Here is a 14,314-nt window from a genome sequence, read left to right on the forward strand (position 1 = left end):
TGACGGGGCGCCCGCCCCGCCCGGCGCCCCGTCACGGGGCCCTGCGCGCGGTCCCGCGGGTCCTCGCGCTCGTCGCCGTCGTCGGCCTGGGCGCCGCCGCGCTCGAGGCCGTCCAGCGCTGGCAACCGGCGACCACAGCCGCTCCCGCGGCGCAGGTCCTGCCCGTCACGGCGTCCGCCGCCGTCCCGGTCTGCCCCGGGCCCGAGCCGCTGCAGGCCCCCGAGGGCGGCCGCGCCGTCGCCGCACCGGGGCCGACCGTCGTCGGTGCGCTCGTCGTCCCGGCAGGCCTCGTCGGCGCCGACGGCGCGGTGTCCGTGGGTGGCACGGCCTCGGCCCGGCTCTCGACGATGACCCGCGCGTCGGACGACGCGGCGGACGCCGACGGGACGGCGGCCGGCACCCGGTTCGCCGCGGCGAAGGGGGCGGGCGTCGTCCGCCGCACCGTGGCCCTCGCGACGACGAAGGCCGCCACCGCCCTCCCGCTGCGGGTGGACGCCGACCGCGCCGCCGGCTCCGCCCCGGTCGTGGCCGCGACCCAGGTGACGCTCGCCTCGACCGGTGACCTGCGCGGCCTGTCCGCCGTCTCCTGCGGCGTCGCGTCGACGTCCTCGTGGCTCGTCGGCGGCGGCACCCAGGACGGCCGCCGCGCCCGCCTGCTGCTCGCCAACCCGGCACCCGCGCCGGCCGTCGTCGGGGTCGCCGTCCTCGGCCCCGACGGCCGGGTCCCGACCCCGTCCACCCAGGAGCTCGTCGTCCCCGCGGGCGGCCAGGTGAGCGTGCTCCTCGACGCCGTCGCCCCCGGCCTGGAGGCGCTCGCCGTCCACGTCACGACCCGCAGCGGCCGGGTCGCGGCCACGCTCCACGACGAGGTCGTCCGCGGCCTGTCCCCGGGCGGCACGGACGGCGTCACCGGCTCCCGGGCGCCCTCGAAGCGCCAGGTCGTGCCGGGCATCGACGTCGCCGGGGACCAGGCGGAAGACCTGCCCGAGGACCCGACGGCGCCCGGTGCGGTCGCCGTCCGGGTCGCCGTCCCCGGCACCTCGGACGCCATCGTCCGGGTCCGGCTGCTCGGCCCCGACGGTCCGGTCGACCTGCCGCGCGCCGTCCGGACCGTGCCTGCCGGCACCGTCGCCGACCTGCCCGTCACCGGCGTGAAGGCAGGGCTCTACACGGCCGTCGTCGAGGCCGACGTGCCCGTCGTCGCCGCCGGCCTGCTCGGCCGGGCGTCGGCGGAGGGCAGCACGTCGGGCGGTGCGGACGGCGTCCCCGACGTCCTGCCCGGGGACGTCGCCACCGGCGACCTCGCCTGGGTCGCGTCGGCGTCCGCGGTCGACGGGACGTCGGCGGTCTCCACCCCGGAGGGCGCGGGCGTCACGACCCGGCTCGCGCTGGGCGCGGTCGACGCCGCCCGCGTCGTCGTCGTCCCGGTCGCCCGCGACGGGTCCCCGCTCAAGGCCCGCACGGTCGACCTCGCGGCCGGCACGACGGCCACGGTGGAGATCCCGGCGGAGGTCGGCGGCGCGGTCTTCCGCACCCTGAGCGGGGCCGTCTATCCGGCGATCGTGCTCACCGCCTCGGACCGCACCGGCCCGCTCGTGGCCGCGGCCGCCGTCCGCACCGGCGGGATCGTCGCCCCGGAGGACGCCCGCAGCGTCGTCGAGGACGACCGGACCGGTCTGCGGTAGCCCGCTCCGCGGGCGACCGGCCTGCGGTAGCCCGCTCCGAAGGGGGTCGGTCCGGGATCAGTCCCCGAGGTCCTCGCCGTACCGCGGGTCGACCTGCTCGGGCGTGAGGTCGAGCAGGTGCGCGACCTGCTCGACGACGACCTCGTGGACGAGCGCGGCGACGTCGCGGCCGTCCGGGGCCCGGGTCTCGACCGGGCGCCGGTAGACGACGACGCGCGGCGCCAGCGCCCCCTGGGAGGGGAAGAACCGCCCGAGGGGGACCTCGCCGTGCTCCCACGGGGCCGGGTCGCTCGGCGGGACGTCCTCGACCGCGAACTCGACGCCCTCGAGCTCGGTCGCCCAGCGCCGTTCGAGGCGTTCCACGGAGTCCAGGACGTGGTCGTCGAAGATCTCCCCGCGGGTCCGCCAGGCGGGCAGGTCAGGCGGCACGAGCGGCCCGCGGACGCCGCGGCCGTGCCGGTCCCGGCGGCGGCCGCGCGGGGCCGGCCACGCCGACGGGAGGGTCGCCCGGGGGGCGAGCGGTCCCGTCGGGGGAGTGGGCCTGCGCGGCATGCCGCCAGCGTACGCAGCCGCCGGCCCGGCACCGCACGGGACGTCGGGCGACGCACCGGACGGCGACCGGACGACGACAGGACGGCGACAGGACGGCGACCCCGACGACCAGGGACGGCGTTTCGTGGACGGCGCCGGTGCGCAGCGGGGTAACCTCACGCCGTGGCTGGAGTGCGGCGCTGTTCGAAGACGGCTTGCGGCCGTCCGGCTGTGGCGACGCTGACGTACGTCTACTCCGACTCCACCGCCGTCCTCGGCCCGCTCGCGACCTACGCCGAGCCGCACTGCTACGACCTGTGCGCCGACCACGCGGACCGGCTCACGGCCCCGCGCGGCTGGGAGGTCGTCCGGCTGGCCCCCGAGCACGAGGCCGCCGGCCCCTCGCACGACGACCTCGTCGCCCTCGCGGACGCCGTCCGCGAGGCCGCCCGGCCGCGTCCCGAGGCCGACCCGGCCGTCGGCCGCGGCGAGTCGGCGGCGCTCGAGGTCGGCCGTCGCGGGCACCTGCGCGTGCTCCGCGACCCCGCGCGCTGACGTCCGCCGCAGCGCGTCACCCTGCCCCGTCCCGCAGCGTCACCGCAGGCCCCGCCGCGTCACCCGGGCGCACGCGTGCCGTCCGGGTCACGCCGCCGGACGGGTGGCTCCGTCGCGTGACGTCACAGCGGCCCGCCCGTCAGCCACCCGGCCGAACGCCGTCACCCGACACGCCCGGCGGGGGGCGACACGCGGCCCGCTAAACCTCCGGACGGGTGATGCCGAGAAGAACCCGTCGGACGACGAGAGCCGCCCCGGGCGGGCGGCCTCGCGCAACGTGCACCAACCGTGACCGGAGGACCTCCCCGTGGCCGCAACCCCTCGGATCCCCAGCCCGCGCACCGCTCTCGACACCGCCCCGCGGATCCGCCGTCGTGGTCGCACCCAGGTCATCGAGGCCCCCCTGGGCAGCCTGACCCAGCGCGACCACCGGGTCACCGCCGCCTGCCGCGGCTGCGGCAGCCCGCACGTGACGCGGCTGTCGATGAGCCTCACCGACGGCACCCCGGTCGAGTTCACCTCCTGCCACCGCTGCGAGCACCGCACGTGGGAGAACGGCGGCGGCGAGCTCTCCGTCGACACGGTCATCGAGCGCACCCGCAAGAGCTGACCTCGTCGCCGGCGTCCCAGTCCGCGCCTTCCGGGCGGCGTGACGGCGCCGCGTCGATAGGCTCGGGACGTGCGCAGCCTGGAGAACGTCGTCAAGGCCTATGACGTCAGGGGCCTCGTGGGCCCGGATCTCGACGCCGAGGTGACCCAGGCCCTGGGGGTCGCGTTCGCCGAGGTCGTCGTCCTCGCCGAAACCACCGGGGAGCGCCCGAAGGCCGTCGTCGGGCACGACATGCGGCCCTCCTCGCCGGAGCTGTCGCGGGCCTTCGCCGACGGTCTGGCGAGCTGCGGCGTCGACGTGACGCTCATCGGGCTCGCCAGCACCGACGGGCTCTACTACGCCAGCGGGGCGCTCGACGCCCCCGGCGCCATGTTCACCGCCAGCCACAACCCGGCCGCCTACAACGGCATCAAGCTGTGCCGTGCGGGCGCCCGGCCGGTCAGCCAGGACACCGGCCTGCGCGCCGTCCGGGAGCGGGCCGAGGCCCTGCTCAACGACCCGGACGCCGCCCGCGCCGCCGCCGACGAGGCCGCCGCGCGCACGCCGGGCGCCGTCCACGAGGCGGACATGCTCCGCGGCTACGCCGAGCACCTGCGCGGCCTCGTCGACCTGTCGGGCAGCCGCCCGCTCAAGGTCGTCGTCGACGCCGGCAACGGGATGGGCGGGCTGACGACGCCCGCCGTCCTCGGCGAGGCGGCCGGGCTGCCCGCGCTGCCGCTGGAGATCGTCCCGCTGTACTTCGAGCTCGACGGCACCTTCCCCAACCACGAGGCGAACCCGCTCGAGCCGGCGAACCTGCGCGACCTGCAGGCCAAGGTCGTCGAGGTCGGGGCGGACATCGGCCTGGCCTTCGACGGGGACGCCGACCGCTGCTTCGTCATCGACGAGCGCGGTGACCCGGTCAGCCCGAGCGCGGTCACCGCGCTCGTCGCGCGCCGCGAGATCGGCAAGGAGCGCGCCGCCGGCCGCGAGGCCACGGTCATCCACAACCTCATCACTTCGCACGCCGTGCCGGAGATCATCGCCGAGTCCGGCGGCAAGGGGATCCGCACCAGGGTCGGCCACTCGTTCATCAAGGCCGAGATGGCCGCTGCCGACGCCGTCTTCGGCGGCGAGCACTCGGCGCACTACTACTTCCGCGACTTCTGGTTCGCCGACACCGGCATGCTCGCGGCGATGCACGTGCTCGCCGCCCTCGGCGAGCAGGACGGGCCGCTGTCCGTCCTCGGCGCCGACTACGAGCGCTACGTCGCCAGCGGGGAGATCAACTCCCGGGTGGACGACGTGGTCGCCGCGGCGGCCCGGGTCGAGGCGGCCTTCGGCAGCCGCGACGGCGTCGAGGTCGACCGGCTCGACGGGCTCACGGTGACGCACGCGGGCGCACCGATGTGGTGGTTCAACCTGCGCCCGAGCAACACCGAGCCGCTGCTGCGGCTCAACGCCGAGGCCGTCGACACCCCGACGATGGCGGCGCTGCGCGACGAGGTGCTCGGGATCGTCCGCCAGGGCTGAGGCGCCGGGCCCGCTCCGGGCCCGGCGTGGCCGACGGCACGCCGCTGCGTTCGGCCCCTGGGCGCGCCGCGCGGTCGCATACGACAGGATGTCCCCGTGAGCACGATCGAACCCTGGCTGCGCGAGATCCTGCGCTGCCCCGCCTGCAGCGGGGTCCTGCGCGACGGCTCCGGCCCGGAGGGCACACCCGAGCTGCAGTGCACGGCGTGCTCCCTGGCCTACCGCGTCGACGACGGCATCCCGGTGCTGCTCGTCGACGAGGCCCGCTCCTTCTCCTGAGGTGGCACCCGTGGCACTGGACGAGCAGCTCCTCGACGACCCTGACGCCCTGGCCCAGGCCGACCCGTCCGGGTCGCTGCGCGCGCTCGCGAGCGCCGGCGCCCAGGTGCGCGCGGCGGTGCGTGCCGCGGAGGAGGCCGGCGTCGACCGGCTCACGCGGGACGGCCGCCCGCGGGCCGTGGTCGTCGCGAGCCTCGGCGGCTCCGCCGTCGTCGGCGACGTCCTGACGATGCTCGCCGGCAGCGGCTCGCCGGTGCAGGTCTCGGTGCGGCGCGGCATGCCCCTGCCGGGCTGGGTCGGCCCGCTCGACCTCGTCGTCGCGGTGTCGATGTCCGGCCGGGCCCCCGGCCCGCTGGGGCTGGCCGCCGAGGCGGCCCGCCGCGGCGCCCGACTGCTCACCGTCGGCACGGCGGGCTCGCCGCTCGCCGAGGTCGCGATCCGCACGAACGGCGTCCACGTGCCCGTGGCCCCGGCCGCGACGACGGCCGGCCGGGCGTCCCGGATGGCGCTGTGGTCGCTGCTCACCCCGGTGCTGGCGGCAGGGCACGCGATCGGGCTGACCGACGTCTCGCCGACGCTGCTCGCCCGGGTCGCCGACCGGCTCGACGAGCACGCGACGACCTTCCGGCCGTCGTCCGACGCCTTCGTCAACCCGGCGAAGAGCCTCGCCCTCGACCTCGCGGACTGCGTGCCCGTCGTCCTCGGCGACGGCGACGTCACCGGGGTCGCCGCGAGCCGCGCGGTCGCGATGCTCGCCCGGACGGCGCGGGTGCCCGCGATGCGCGGGGCGCTCCCGGACGACGCGGGCGACGTCGTCGCGACCTTCGGCGGCCCGTTCGCCGCCAAGCCCGGCGACCTGTTCGCCGACCCGTTCGACGCCCCGACCGGCCCGCGGCTGCGTCTGCTCTTCCTGCGCGACGCGGAGCCGAGCGTCGAGCGCCCGGACGGCGCGTGGCTCGAGACGAGCCGCACCGCGGACGCCGTCCGGATCACCGCCGAGGAGGCGGGCGTCAAGGTCAGCGAGGCGAGCGCGAACCCCGGGCACCCGATCGAGCGGTTCGCCGACCTCGTCGCGCTCACCGACTTCGCGTCGGTCTACCTCGCGCTCGCCTCGGGCCTGGACCCGCTGACGTCCCCGCACGTCGCGGACCTGCGCGACCGCACCCGCTGACGGCCGTCCCCCGCACCTGCCACGTCTGAGGAGAAAGCACGTATGTCCACCGAGGGCGGAACGAAGGCGATCATCGCCGCGCTGCTGGCGAACCTGGGGATCGCCGTCTCCAAGTTCGTCGCGTTCCTCATCACCCGGTCCAGCTCGATGCTCGCCGAGTCGATCCACTCGCTCGCCGACTCCGGCAACCAGGTGCTGCTCCTCGTCGGCGGCAGGCGGGCCTCCCGGGAGGCGACCCCCGAGCATCCGTTCGGCTACGGCAGGCAGCGGTACGTCTACGCGTTCATCGTCTCGATCGTGCTGTTCTCCGTCGGTGGTCTCTTCGCGCTCTACGAGGCGTGGCACAAGTGGGAGGACCCGCACGGCTTCGACGGCAACGAGGGCTGGGTCGCGATCGGTGTCCTCGTCGTCGCGATCGGTCTGGAGTCGTACTCGTTCCGGACAGCGATCCAGGAGTCGAACCGCACCCGCGGTCGGCGGACCTGGGTCGAGTTCGTCCGGACGTCGAAGTCGCCCGAGCTGCCCGTCGTCCTCCTCGAGGACCTCGCCGCGCTCCTCGGCCTCGTCTTCGCGCTGCTCGGCGTCGGCCTGACGATCGCGACGGACGACGGCCACTGGGACGCCGTGGGCACGGCCCTCATCGGCCTGCTGCTCGTCTCCGTCGCCGCCGTCCTCGCCGTCGAGATGAACTCGCTGCTCATCGGCGAGGCCGCGACGAAGGACGACGTCGCCTCCATCGAGAAGGCCCTCGTCGGCCCCGGCGTCGCCCGGGTCATCCACATGAAGACCCTGCACCTCGGCCCCGAGGAGCTCCTCGTCGCCGCGAAGATCGCCGTCAGCGCGACCGACAGCGCCCAGGACGTCGCCGAGGCCATCGACGCCGCCGAGAAGCGGGTCCGGGCAGCGGTGCCGATCGCCCGCGTCATCTACCTCGAGCCGGACATCGACCGGACCCAGGGTGCGCCGGCCTCCTCCTCGGAGGCCGCGGTCGCGGGCTGATCCCGCTCAGCCCGGCAGCCGCTCCTCGAGGATGCGCAGGATCGCTGCCTGACCCGACCTCACCTCGGCGACCTCGGCCCTGAGTGCAGCCAGGTCGTTGCCCGCGCCTGCGGTGCTGCCCGGGAGAAGCCCGACCGCGCAGGCGAGGTCACGGAGAAGTCCCGCATGGATGTCGAGGCGTTCAGTCGCGGCGCAGGCGAGCGCATCCAGGGTGCGGACCGTCGTGGCTGTCGCACGGCGCGCAGAGTCCTGGTCCACGTCGATCGAGGCGCGCATCCCGAGCGCCGCCCGGGTCTCCTCACGAAAGGCCTCGAACTCGGCCCGGAGATCGTCAAGGTGGGTCATGGCCCCGAAGCGTGCCACGACCGTTCCCCTCGCGCAGGAGTTATCCACAGGCTGTCGCCGGGTGATCGAGGCACCTGTCAAGCGACAGGTCAGCACCTGTCGTCCGACAGATTCGGCCTGCCAGGCCAGTGACACGGATGCCAGATCCGTGATGCTTTGGTGTCATGTACCTGCGGACGACGACGAGGCGCGCCGGCGACGGCACCGTCGTGCGCTACGTCCAGCTCGCGCACAACCGGCGTGTCAACGGCGTGACCCAGGCCCAGGTCCTGGTCAACCTCGGCCGCGAGGAGCACCTCGACCTCGACGGTCTGCGCCGCCTCGTCGCGTCGATCCGCCGGTGGACCGGCGACGACGAGCCGGCCCCGGCGCCGTCCCCGCAGGCGGCGGCGGGCGGCTCGCCGCAGGTGGACGGCGCGTTCGGGGCCCTACGGGTCGTCGACGTCCGGCCGCTCGGCGCCGTCTGGCTCCTCGACGGGCTCTGGAAGGCGCTCGGGGTCGACAGCGCCCTGGCCGCGGGCGCCGACCCCCGCCGCTGGACCTCGGACGCCGAGCGCGTCGCGTTCGCCTGCGCCGCCGTCCGGGCCGTCGAGCCGGACGCCGTGACGTCGCTCCACGAGTGGGTCCGGCGGTGCGTCCTCGTCCCGGGGCTCGAGTCGGTGACGCCCGGCGAGATCCCCGCCGTGGCCGCCCTCGTCGCCGCGACCGACCTCGATCTGCGCCTCGGCGCGGTCTGCCCCGGCCGCCCGCGCCCGCCCGCGGCCGTCGAGGCCTTCCGCTCGACCGCCGAGCGCGTCGCCTTCGGCACCCGGGTCGTCGCCTGGCTCGCGGCGTCCCTCGTCGCGACCGTCGAGCACCGCACGGGCCTGCCCTGGGTCGTCGTCCGCGGCGACCTCGCCCGGATCGCGGCCGTCGCGCTCACAGGCCCGTACGGCTCCATGACCGCCGTGTCCGAGCCGACCCCTGCCCAGTGCGACCTCTTCGAGGCCTGCGGCGTCGGCGCCCCGCCCCGCGTCCTCGACGTGACGCTCATCTGAGGCACCGGCCTCTGAGTCCCCGGAACGTGAGGCGTCGGAACCCGAGTCACCGCTTGCTCTGCCATCACCAGCGAGTCAGTGGCCCGGTGCCGCCGACCACAACGCAACCGTAACCAGCCTTCCGGCGACACAAGGGCCCGCGAACGGCTGTTCTGGTTGCGTTGTGGTGATCCCGAGCCCCAGGTGGACGATGCCGGCTCAGTCGGTGGTCCGGCGCGCCACAGGTTCGTCGTTGCTCTGCGACACCTCGGACGGCGCCCGGGGTGTCGGCCAGTGACGACGAACCTGTGCCGCGCCCGGTGCCGGCTCGCGTCCTGGCTCGCTCCTGAGGGCAGAGCAAGCGCCGGTCCGGGCGGACGACACCCCGCACTTCTGAGGGCAGAGCAAAGCCCCCGCCCCCACGACACCCCGCGGCCCCGCCCGACGGCGCGGGCCCTGGCATGACCTTCCCGTCCGTCGCCCGACGCACCGCGGGCCCGGCGCCGGTGGACGGCGTCGGGCCCGGGTGCGCCGGGCGGTACGGCCTCGGGCCGCCCGGCGGGTGGGACGTCAGAAGCTCGACATCGGCACCCCCATGCCGGGGTCGATCCGCACCGGCCCGGCGGACGACGGCGCGACCGGGAAGTCGAAGATCGCCGTCGGGATGTACACCGTCGAGCACGAGTTCGGGATGTCGACGACGCCCGACAGCCGGCCCTCGATCGGTGCGGCGCCGAGGATCATGTACGCCTGGATCGCGCTGTACCCGAACGTCGTCAGGTAGTCGATCGCGTGCAGGCAGGCCCGCTGGTACGACAGGTGCGAGTCGAGGTAGCGCTGCTCGCCGTCCAGCGTGACGGACGTGCCGGAGAACGCGATCCACTGGCTGTACTGCGGGTCGACGTTGCCGGGCATGAAGATCGCGTTCTCGCTCACGCCGTAGGTCGCCATGCCGCCCTTGATGACCTCGACGCGCAGGTCCATGAACCCGCCCATCTCGATGGCGCCGCAGAAGGTGATCTCGCCGTCGCCCTGGGAGAAGTGCAGGTCGCCCATCGACAGGTTCGCCCCCGAGACGAAGACGGGGTAGAAGACCCGCGTTCCCTTCGTGAGGTTCTTGATGTCCTGGTTGCCGCCGTTCTCGCGCGGCGGCGCCGTCCGTGCGGCCTCTGCGGCGGCGCGGGTGAAGGCGTCGCCGGACAGGCTCCCGAGGATCGCGCTGTCGGGCAGCGGCGGCAGTGCGAGCGGCGGCACCCGGGTCGGGTTCGTGTCGATGAGCGCCTGCTCGCGGGCGTTCCACTTCGCGAGCAGGGCGGCGGACGGCGCCGTGCCCATGAGCCCGGGGTGGACGATGCCGGTGAACGCGACGTGCGGCACGTGCCGGGACGTCGCGACGCCGCCGGTGAAGTCCCAGATCACCTTGTACGCGTCCGGGAACTGCTCGGTGAGGAACCCGCCGCCGTTCTGGGTCGCGAAGACGCCGGTGTAGCCCCAGCCCTGGCCGGCGAGCGGGCCGGAGTCCTCCTGCGGGATCGGGCCCACGTCGAGGATGTCGACGATGAGCAGGTCGCCCGGCTCGGCGCCCTCGACGGCGATCGGCCCGGAGAGCACGTGGACGCCGGCGAGCGGGGCGTCCCGGATGTCGTCCGCGTTGTCGTCGTTGTGGATCGCCCCGTCGAACCACTCCCGGCAGTGCACCCGGAAGCTGTCGCCGGGCCGCACGTGCACCTGGGCGGGGACGTCCGGGTGCCAGCGGTTGTGACCGACGATCTGCTGGTCGGTGAAGCTCTTCGTGGAGTCGAGCGGGAAGACGACCTCGGGCATGACGAACTCCTTCGTTCATCGCAGGGGATGGTGGTGCGGGCGGACGACGGGACGACGGGACGGTCAGGCGGCGGCGGGCACCGGGGGAGCGGACGACGGCGCGGGGGCCCCGCGGAGCCGGGCGTACAGCAGGCCGAAGACGACGACCCCGAAGACGGCGAGCCCGACGGCCCACGCGGAGCCGTTCGTGCCCCAGTTGCCGGTGAGCAGCAGGAACGCCGGCAGCGCCCCGGTGACCCAGCCCTGGACGGCGGCCACCCCGCCGGTGAAGCGCGCGAGGTCGTCCCGGCCCCGGCCCAGCAGGAGGAAGAACAGCGCCCAGAGGAAGGCCCAGTAGAGCCAGATGACCCCGAACGCCGGGTCGTCGGACCGGGTGAACGACAGGTACGAGTACACGACCGCGCACACCGCGACGAACGCGGAGAACCAGCCGAGGCCGCTGCCGTCCAGGCCCATGAGCAGGTTGAACGCCACGTACAGGTACGTGAACCCGAAGAGGTAGAGCCCGGAGGCCCCGAGAATGACGTCCGGGTCACCACCGGACTGCACGATGAGAACGGTCGGCGTCACGACCTGGAGAATCCCGACGAAGATGTTCATCGGGGCGGCCGAGCGGGATTCCACCCAGCCCAGGAGCATCGCTCCGTTGATGAAGAGCACCGCTCCGACGTACAGGAGCCCGACACTGCCCACGGGCCTTGCACCTCCTTCACTGACCTGGTTCGCGGACCACGCGCCGGCGGCGCGCGGCGGCACCGGCGGTGCCGCCGCACAGGGTGCGGCGGTCGCCGGGCATGACGGATCGGGCGGGCGCCGGACGGCGTCGCGCGGGGGAGCGGGTCGGTGCGGCTAGGGGCGCGGCAGCTTGGCCAGGGCCGGGTTCCGTTGGATCGCAACGGATCCCCGGCGGTCGACCCGGCCGGGCGGCAGCGCCGTCACGACCTCGGGCCGCTCCGCGGTCGCCTTCGTCGAGTCGATGAGGGCCATCCGCCGCGGGTCGGCCGTGGAGAGCCTGGGTGCGGTCCACACCCGTCGGGCCGGCGCCGCGCAGCGCGGGCAGGTGCCGGTCTGCGGCGCCGTCCCCATCGCCGCGACGAGGTCGAACGGGCCGTCCGTCGTGCAGCGGTACGCGTAGGTCGCCATCGCTCACCTGCCTCGCCGTCGGGGGTGCTGACGCAAATCTTGGACAGGTCTCAAAGGGCGCGTCAATACCGGTCGAGAGCCCGCGTAAAATGCGTCCCGGCCGCAAGGAGAAAGCATTCCAGGAATTGTGGGCACGCAATTCGCCAGGTCATTCCCGGAGATTCTCCTGCGCCCGGCCGGGGTATTCCGGCGGCCGCGGCGGGCACGGGTCGTGGGCACCGCGCGGACGCACGGCCCGAGCGTGCGCCGTGGGCACGGGCGGTAGGTCGACCGCCGGCCGGGGGTGCAGGAGCGCGCGGGCGCCGGGTCGCGTCCCGACCGGGTGCGCCACGGTGGGCACACGGCGGGGCGTCAGAGCGGTGCGACCGTCACCCGGACCCCCGCGGCCCGCAGCGCGTCGAGCTCCGCGGCGTCGGCGGCGCCGTCCGTGACGAGCTCGTCGACCCGGTCGAGATCGGCCATCCGGGCCAGGGTGACCCGACCGACCTTCGTGCTGTCGGCGACCACGACGACCCGCTGGGCGCGGGCGATCATCGCCCGGTTCGTCCGGGCCTCCGTCTCGTCGTGGGTCGTCAGCCCGCCGGCGACGCTCACGCCGTCGACCCCGACGAACGCCGTCCCGATGTTGATCCCGGACAGCACCTCCTCGGCCCACGGCCCGACGAGCTCGTAGGACTGCGGCCGGGAGACGCCGCCGACGACGATGAGCTTGACCCGGGGGCGCAGCACGAGGTCCATCGCGATGTTCAGGGCGTTCGTGACGATCGTCAGGTCGGTGCGGTCGGACAGCCGCCGGGCCACCTCGCTCGTCGTCGTCCCGCCCGTGAGGCTCACGACGTGCGGTCCCGACGGCAGCCCCCGGACGGCGGCCCGCGCGATCGCGCGTTTGGCGTCCCGGTGCCGGCCGTCCCGGTAGCGCACCGGCAGCTCGTACGCGACGTCCTGCGCGAGCGCCCCGCCGTGGGTCCGGGTCAGCAGGCGCTGCTCCTCGAGCAGCGCGAGGTCGCGGCGCAGGGTCGCCTCGGAGACGCCGAGCGACCGGGCGAGCTCGCCGACGTGCACGGACCCGGAGTCCGTGAGCCGCCCGAGGATCGCCGACATCCGCTCGCTGCGCCGGGTCGACCGGGTCGTCATGGTCGAATCCTGACACGGCCGGACTGCGCGCTGCGCCCCGAATACGGCGAGGTCCGGACGCAAACGCGCACGAACAGTGCGCATTTGGCCGCCATCTCTTGCTCGCCCGGCGCCCGCAGGCGTTGACTGCCGCGCATGCCGACCCCTGCCGCGCGCCCCCGTGTCGCCTTCGTCGGTGCCGGGAGCGTCGTCTTCACCAAGGACCTCCTCGCCGACCTCCTGCGCTTCCCCGAGCTCGCGGGCCTCACCGTCGCCCTCCACGACATCGACCCCGAGCGGCTCGCGACCGCCGAGGCCATGGCCCACCGGGTCGCCGCCCAGGTCGGCGCGAAGCCCACGGTGACGGCCCACCTCGACCGGGGCGCCGCCCTCGACGGCGCCGACTTCGTCGTCAACATGGCCCAGGTCGGCGGCATCGACGCGACCCGCACCGACTTCGACGTCCCCGCCCGCCACGGCCTGCGCCAGACCATCGCCGACACCATCGGCATCGGCGGTGTCTTCCGGCACCTGCGCACCGCCGTCCTCCTCGACGGGCTCGCCGCCGACATGGAGCGGGTCTGCCCCGACGCCTGGCTCCTCAACTACACGAACCCGATGGCCATGAACGTCACCTACCTCGCCGAGCGGGCACCGAACCTCACATTCGTGGGCCTGTGCCACTCGGTCTACTGGACCGTCGTCGGCCTCTGCGAGATCCTCGGCGTCCCGCCCGAGGAGGTCACCTACACCTCCGCGGGCGTCAACCACCAGGCGTGGCTCCTGCGCTGGGAGCACGAGGGCGAGAGCCTCTACCCCCGCCTCGACGCCGCCATCGCCGCCGACCCCGAGCTGCGCCGCCGGGTCCGCGTCGACATGTACCGCCGCCTCGGCTACTACCCGACCGAGACGAGCGAGCACTCCAGCGAGTACGTCCCCTGGTACCTGCGCCACGACTCCGAGGTCGAGCGCCTCCGCCTCGACGTCGGCGCCTACGTCCGGATCAGCGAGGACAACCTCGCCGAGTACGCCGCCACCCGCGCCATCCTCGCCGCCGGCACCGACCTCGAGCTCTCCGACACCACCGAGTACGCCCCGCAGGTCATCCACTCGATGGTCACCGGCACCCCGCGCACCATCGTCGGCAACGTCGCGAACACCGGCCTCATCCCGAACCTCCCCGCGAACCTCGGCGTCGAGGTCCCGTGCCTCGTCGACGCCGCCGGCGTCCGGCCCGTCCAGGTCGCGCCCCTGCCGGCCCAGTGCGCCGCCCTGAACCGCGCCTTCCTCGGCCCCGTCGAGCTCGCCGCCCGCGCCGCCCTCGACGGCGACCCGCGCGCCATCCGGCACGCCGCCATGCTCGACCCGAACGCAGCGGCCTCCTTGACGGTCGACCAGATCTGGTCCTTGTGCGACGACCTCGTCGCGGCCCACGGCTCGCTGCTCCCCGAGGCACTTCGCGAGCCGCTGCCGCTGGGGCCGTAGTCGGGCCTGCTCTTCTTGCTTCTCGTTCGGGCGGGGCGGTGGGAGG

General features: G+C 74.9%; 15 protein-coding genes. 9 read left to right on the forward strand and 6 right to left on the reverse strand.

Annotated elements, in window-relative coordinates:
* On the forward strand, nucleotides 1-1,685 hold a 1,685-nt coding region (locus EDJALFJO_RS34025; protein WP_088282823.1), incomplete at its 5' end, for a DUF5719 family protein.
* A 57-nt stretch (nucleotides 1,686-1,742) separates the two neighbouring features.
* Here EDJALFJO_RS34025 and EDJALFJO_RS04995 read toward each other — a convergent pair.
* On the reverse strand, nucleotides 1,743-2,237 hold the full coding sequence (locus EDJALFJO_RS04995; protein ID WP_088282825.1) for a metallopeptidase family protein: 495 nt from the start codon (nucleotides 2,235-2,237) through the stop codon (nucleotides 1,743-1,745).
* Nucleotides 2,238-2,399: 162 nt separating this feature from the next.
* Between EDJALFJO_RS04995 and EDJALFJO_RS05000 the strand changes: the two genes are divergently transcribed.
* From EDJALFJO_RS05000 to EDJALFJO_RS05025, 6 genes are all read left to right on the forward strand, one after another.
* Nucleotides 2,400-2,771: a DUF3499 domain-containing protein gene (locus tag EDJALFJO_RS05000; protein ID WP_088282827.1), complete on the forward strand. Its 372-nt coding sequence runs from the start codon at nucleotides 2,400-2,402 to the stop codon at nucleotides 2,769-2,771.
* A gap of 307 nt (nucleotides 2,772-3,078) precedes the next feature.
* Entirely contained in the window at nucleotides 3,079-3,381 is a 303-nt protein-coding gene (locus EDJALFJO_RS05005; RefSeq protein WP_088282829.1) for a hypothetical protein, read from the forward strand.
* Between the two features lie 69 nt (nucleotides 3,382-3,450).
* Complete coding sequence (locus tag EDJALFJO_RS05010; RefSeq protein WP_088282831.1) at nucleotides 3,451-4,893, forward strand: phosphomannomutase/phosphoglucomutase; 1,443 nt, start codon at nucleotides 3,451-3,453, stop codon at nucleotides 4,891-4,893.
* A 96-nt stretch (nucleotides 4,894-4,989) separates the two neighbouring features.
* Complete coding sequence (locus tag EDJALFJO_RS05015; RefSeq protein ID WP_088282833.1) at nucleotides 4,990-5,172, forward strand: Trm112 family protein; 183 nt, start codon at nucleotides 4,990-4,992, stop codon at nucleotides 5,170-5,172.
* Between the two features lie 10 nt (nucleotides 5,173-5,182).
* Complete coding sequence (locus EDJALFJO_RS05020; protein WP_088282834.1) at nucleotides 5,183-6,343, forward strand: SIS domain-containing protein; 1,161 nt, start codon at nucleotides 5,183-5,185, stop codon at nucleotides 6,341-6,343.
* Between the two features lie 42 nt (nucleotides 6,344-6,385).
* Nucleotides 6,386-7,342: a cation diffusion facilitator family transporter gene (locus tag EDJALFJO_RS05025; RefSeq protein WP_088282836.1), complete on the forward strand. Its 957-nt coding sequence runs from the start codon at nucleotides 6,386-6,388 to the stop codon at nucleotides 7,340-7,342.
* Between the two features lie 6 nt (nucleotides 7,343-7,348).
* On the opposite strand, the gene EDJALFJO_RS05030 is transcribed toward EDJALFJO_RS05025, so the two are convergent.
* Complete coding sequence (locus tag EDJALFJO_RS05030; protein WP_143448300.1) at nucleotides 7,349-7,687, reverse strand: hypothetical protein; 339 nt, start codon at nucleotides 7,685-7,687, stop codon at nucleotides 7,349-7,351.
* Between the two features lie 164 nt (nucleotides 7,688-7,851).
* Between EDJALFJO_RS05030 and EDJALFJO_RS05035 the strand changes: the two genes are divergently transcribed.
* Complete coding sequence (locus tag EDJALFJO_RS05035) at nucleotides 7,852-8,724, forward strand: hypothetical protein (protein WP_088282840.1); 873 nt, start codon at nucleotides 7,852-7,854, stop codon at nucleotides 8,722-8,724.
* Between the two features lie 549 nt (nucleotides 8,725-9,273).
* Here the strand turns inward: EDJALFJO_RS05035 and fmdA are convergent.
* From fmdA to EDJALFJO_RS05055, 4 genes are all read right to left on the reverse strand, one after another.
* Nucleotides 9,274-10,527 carry a formamidase gene (gene fmdA, locus EDJALFJO_RS05040; protein WP_088282842.1) on the reverse strand — a complete coding sequence of 418 codons (1,254 nt, stop codon included), beginning with the start codon at nucleotides 10,525-10,527 and terminating at the stop codon, nucleotides 9,274-9,276.
* Nucleotides 10,528-10,590: 63 nt separating this feature from the next.
* Entirely contained in the window at nucleotides 10,591-11,220 is a 630-nt protein-coding gene (locus EDJALFJO_RS05045; RefSeq protein WP_088282844.1) for an AmiS/UreI family transporter, read from the reverse strand.
* Between the two features lie 156 nt (nucleotides 11,221-11,376).
* Complete coding sequence (locus tag EDJALFJO_RS05050; RefSeq protein WP_088282846.1) at nucleotides 11,377-11,670, reverse strand: FmdB family zinc ribbon protein; 294 nt, start codon at nucleotides 11,668-11,670, stop codon at nucleotides 11,377-11,379.
* Nucleotides 11,671-12,021: 351 nt separating this feature from the next.
* Nucleotides 12,022-12,804 carry a DeoR/GlpR family DNA-binding transcription regulator gene (locus tag EDJALFJO_RS05055; protein ID WP_088282848.1) on the reverse strand — a complete coding sequence of 261 codons (783 nt, stop codon included), beginning with the start codon at nucleotides 12,802-12,804 and terminating at the stop codon, nucleotides 12,022-12,024.
* A gap of 135 nt (nucleotides 12,805-12,939) precedes the next feature.
* On the opposite strand from EDJALFJO_RS05055, the gene EDJALFJO_RS05060 reads away from it, so the two are divergent.
* The gene (locus tag EDJALFJO_RS05060) at nucleotides 12,940-14,268 is read left to right on the forward strand and encodes an alpha-glucosidase/alpha-galactosidase (RefSeq protein WP_088282850.1); all 1,329 of its coding nucleotides are present in this window, start codon (nucleotides 12,940-12,942) and stop codon (nucleotides 14,266-14,268) included.
* The last annotated feature ends 46 nt before the right edge of the window (nucleotides 14,269-14,314 follow it).

The organism is Kineosporia sp. A_224, assembly GCF_002198655.1.
In the GTDB taxonomy this organism is placed as follows: domain Bacteria; phylum Actinomycetota; class Actinomycetes; order Actinomycetales; family Kineosporiaceae; genus R-H-3.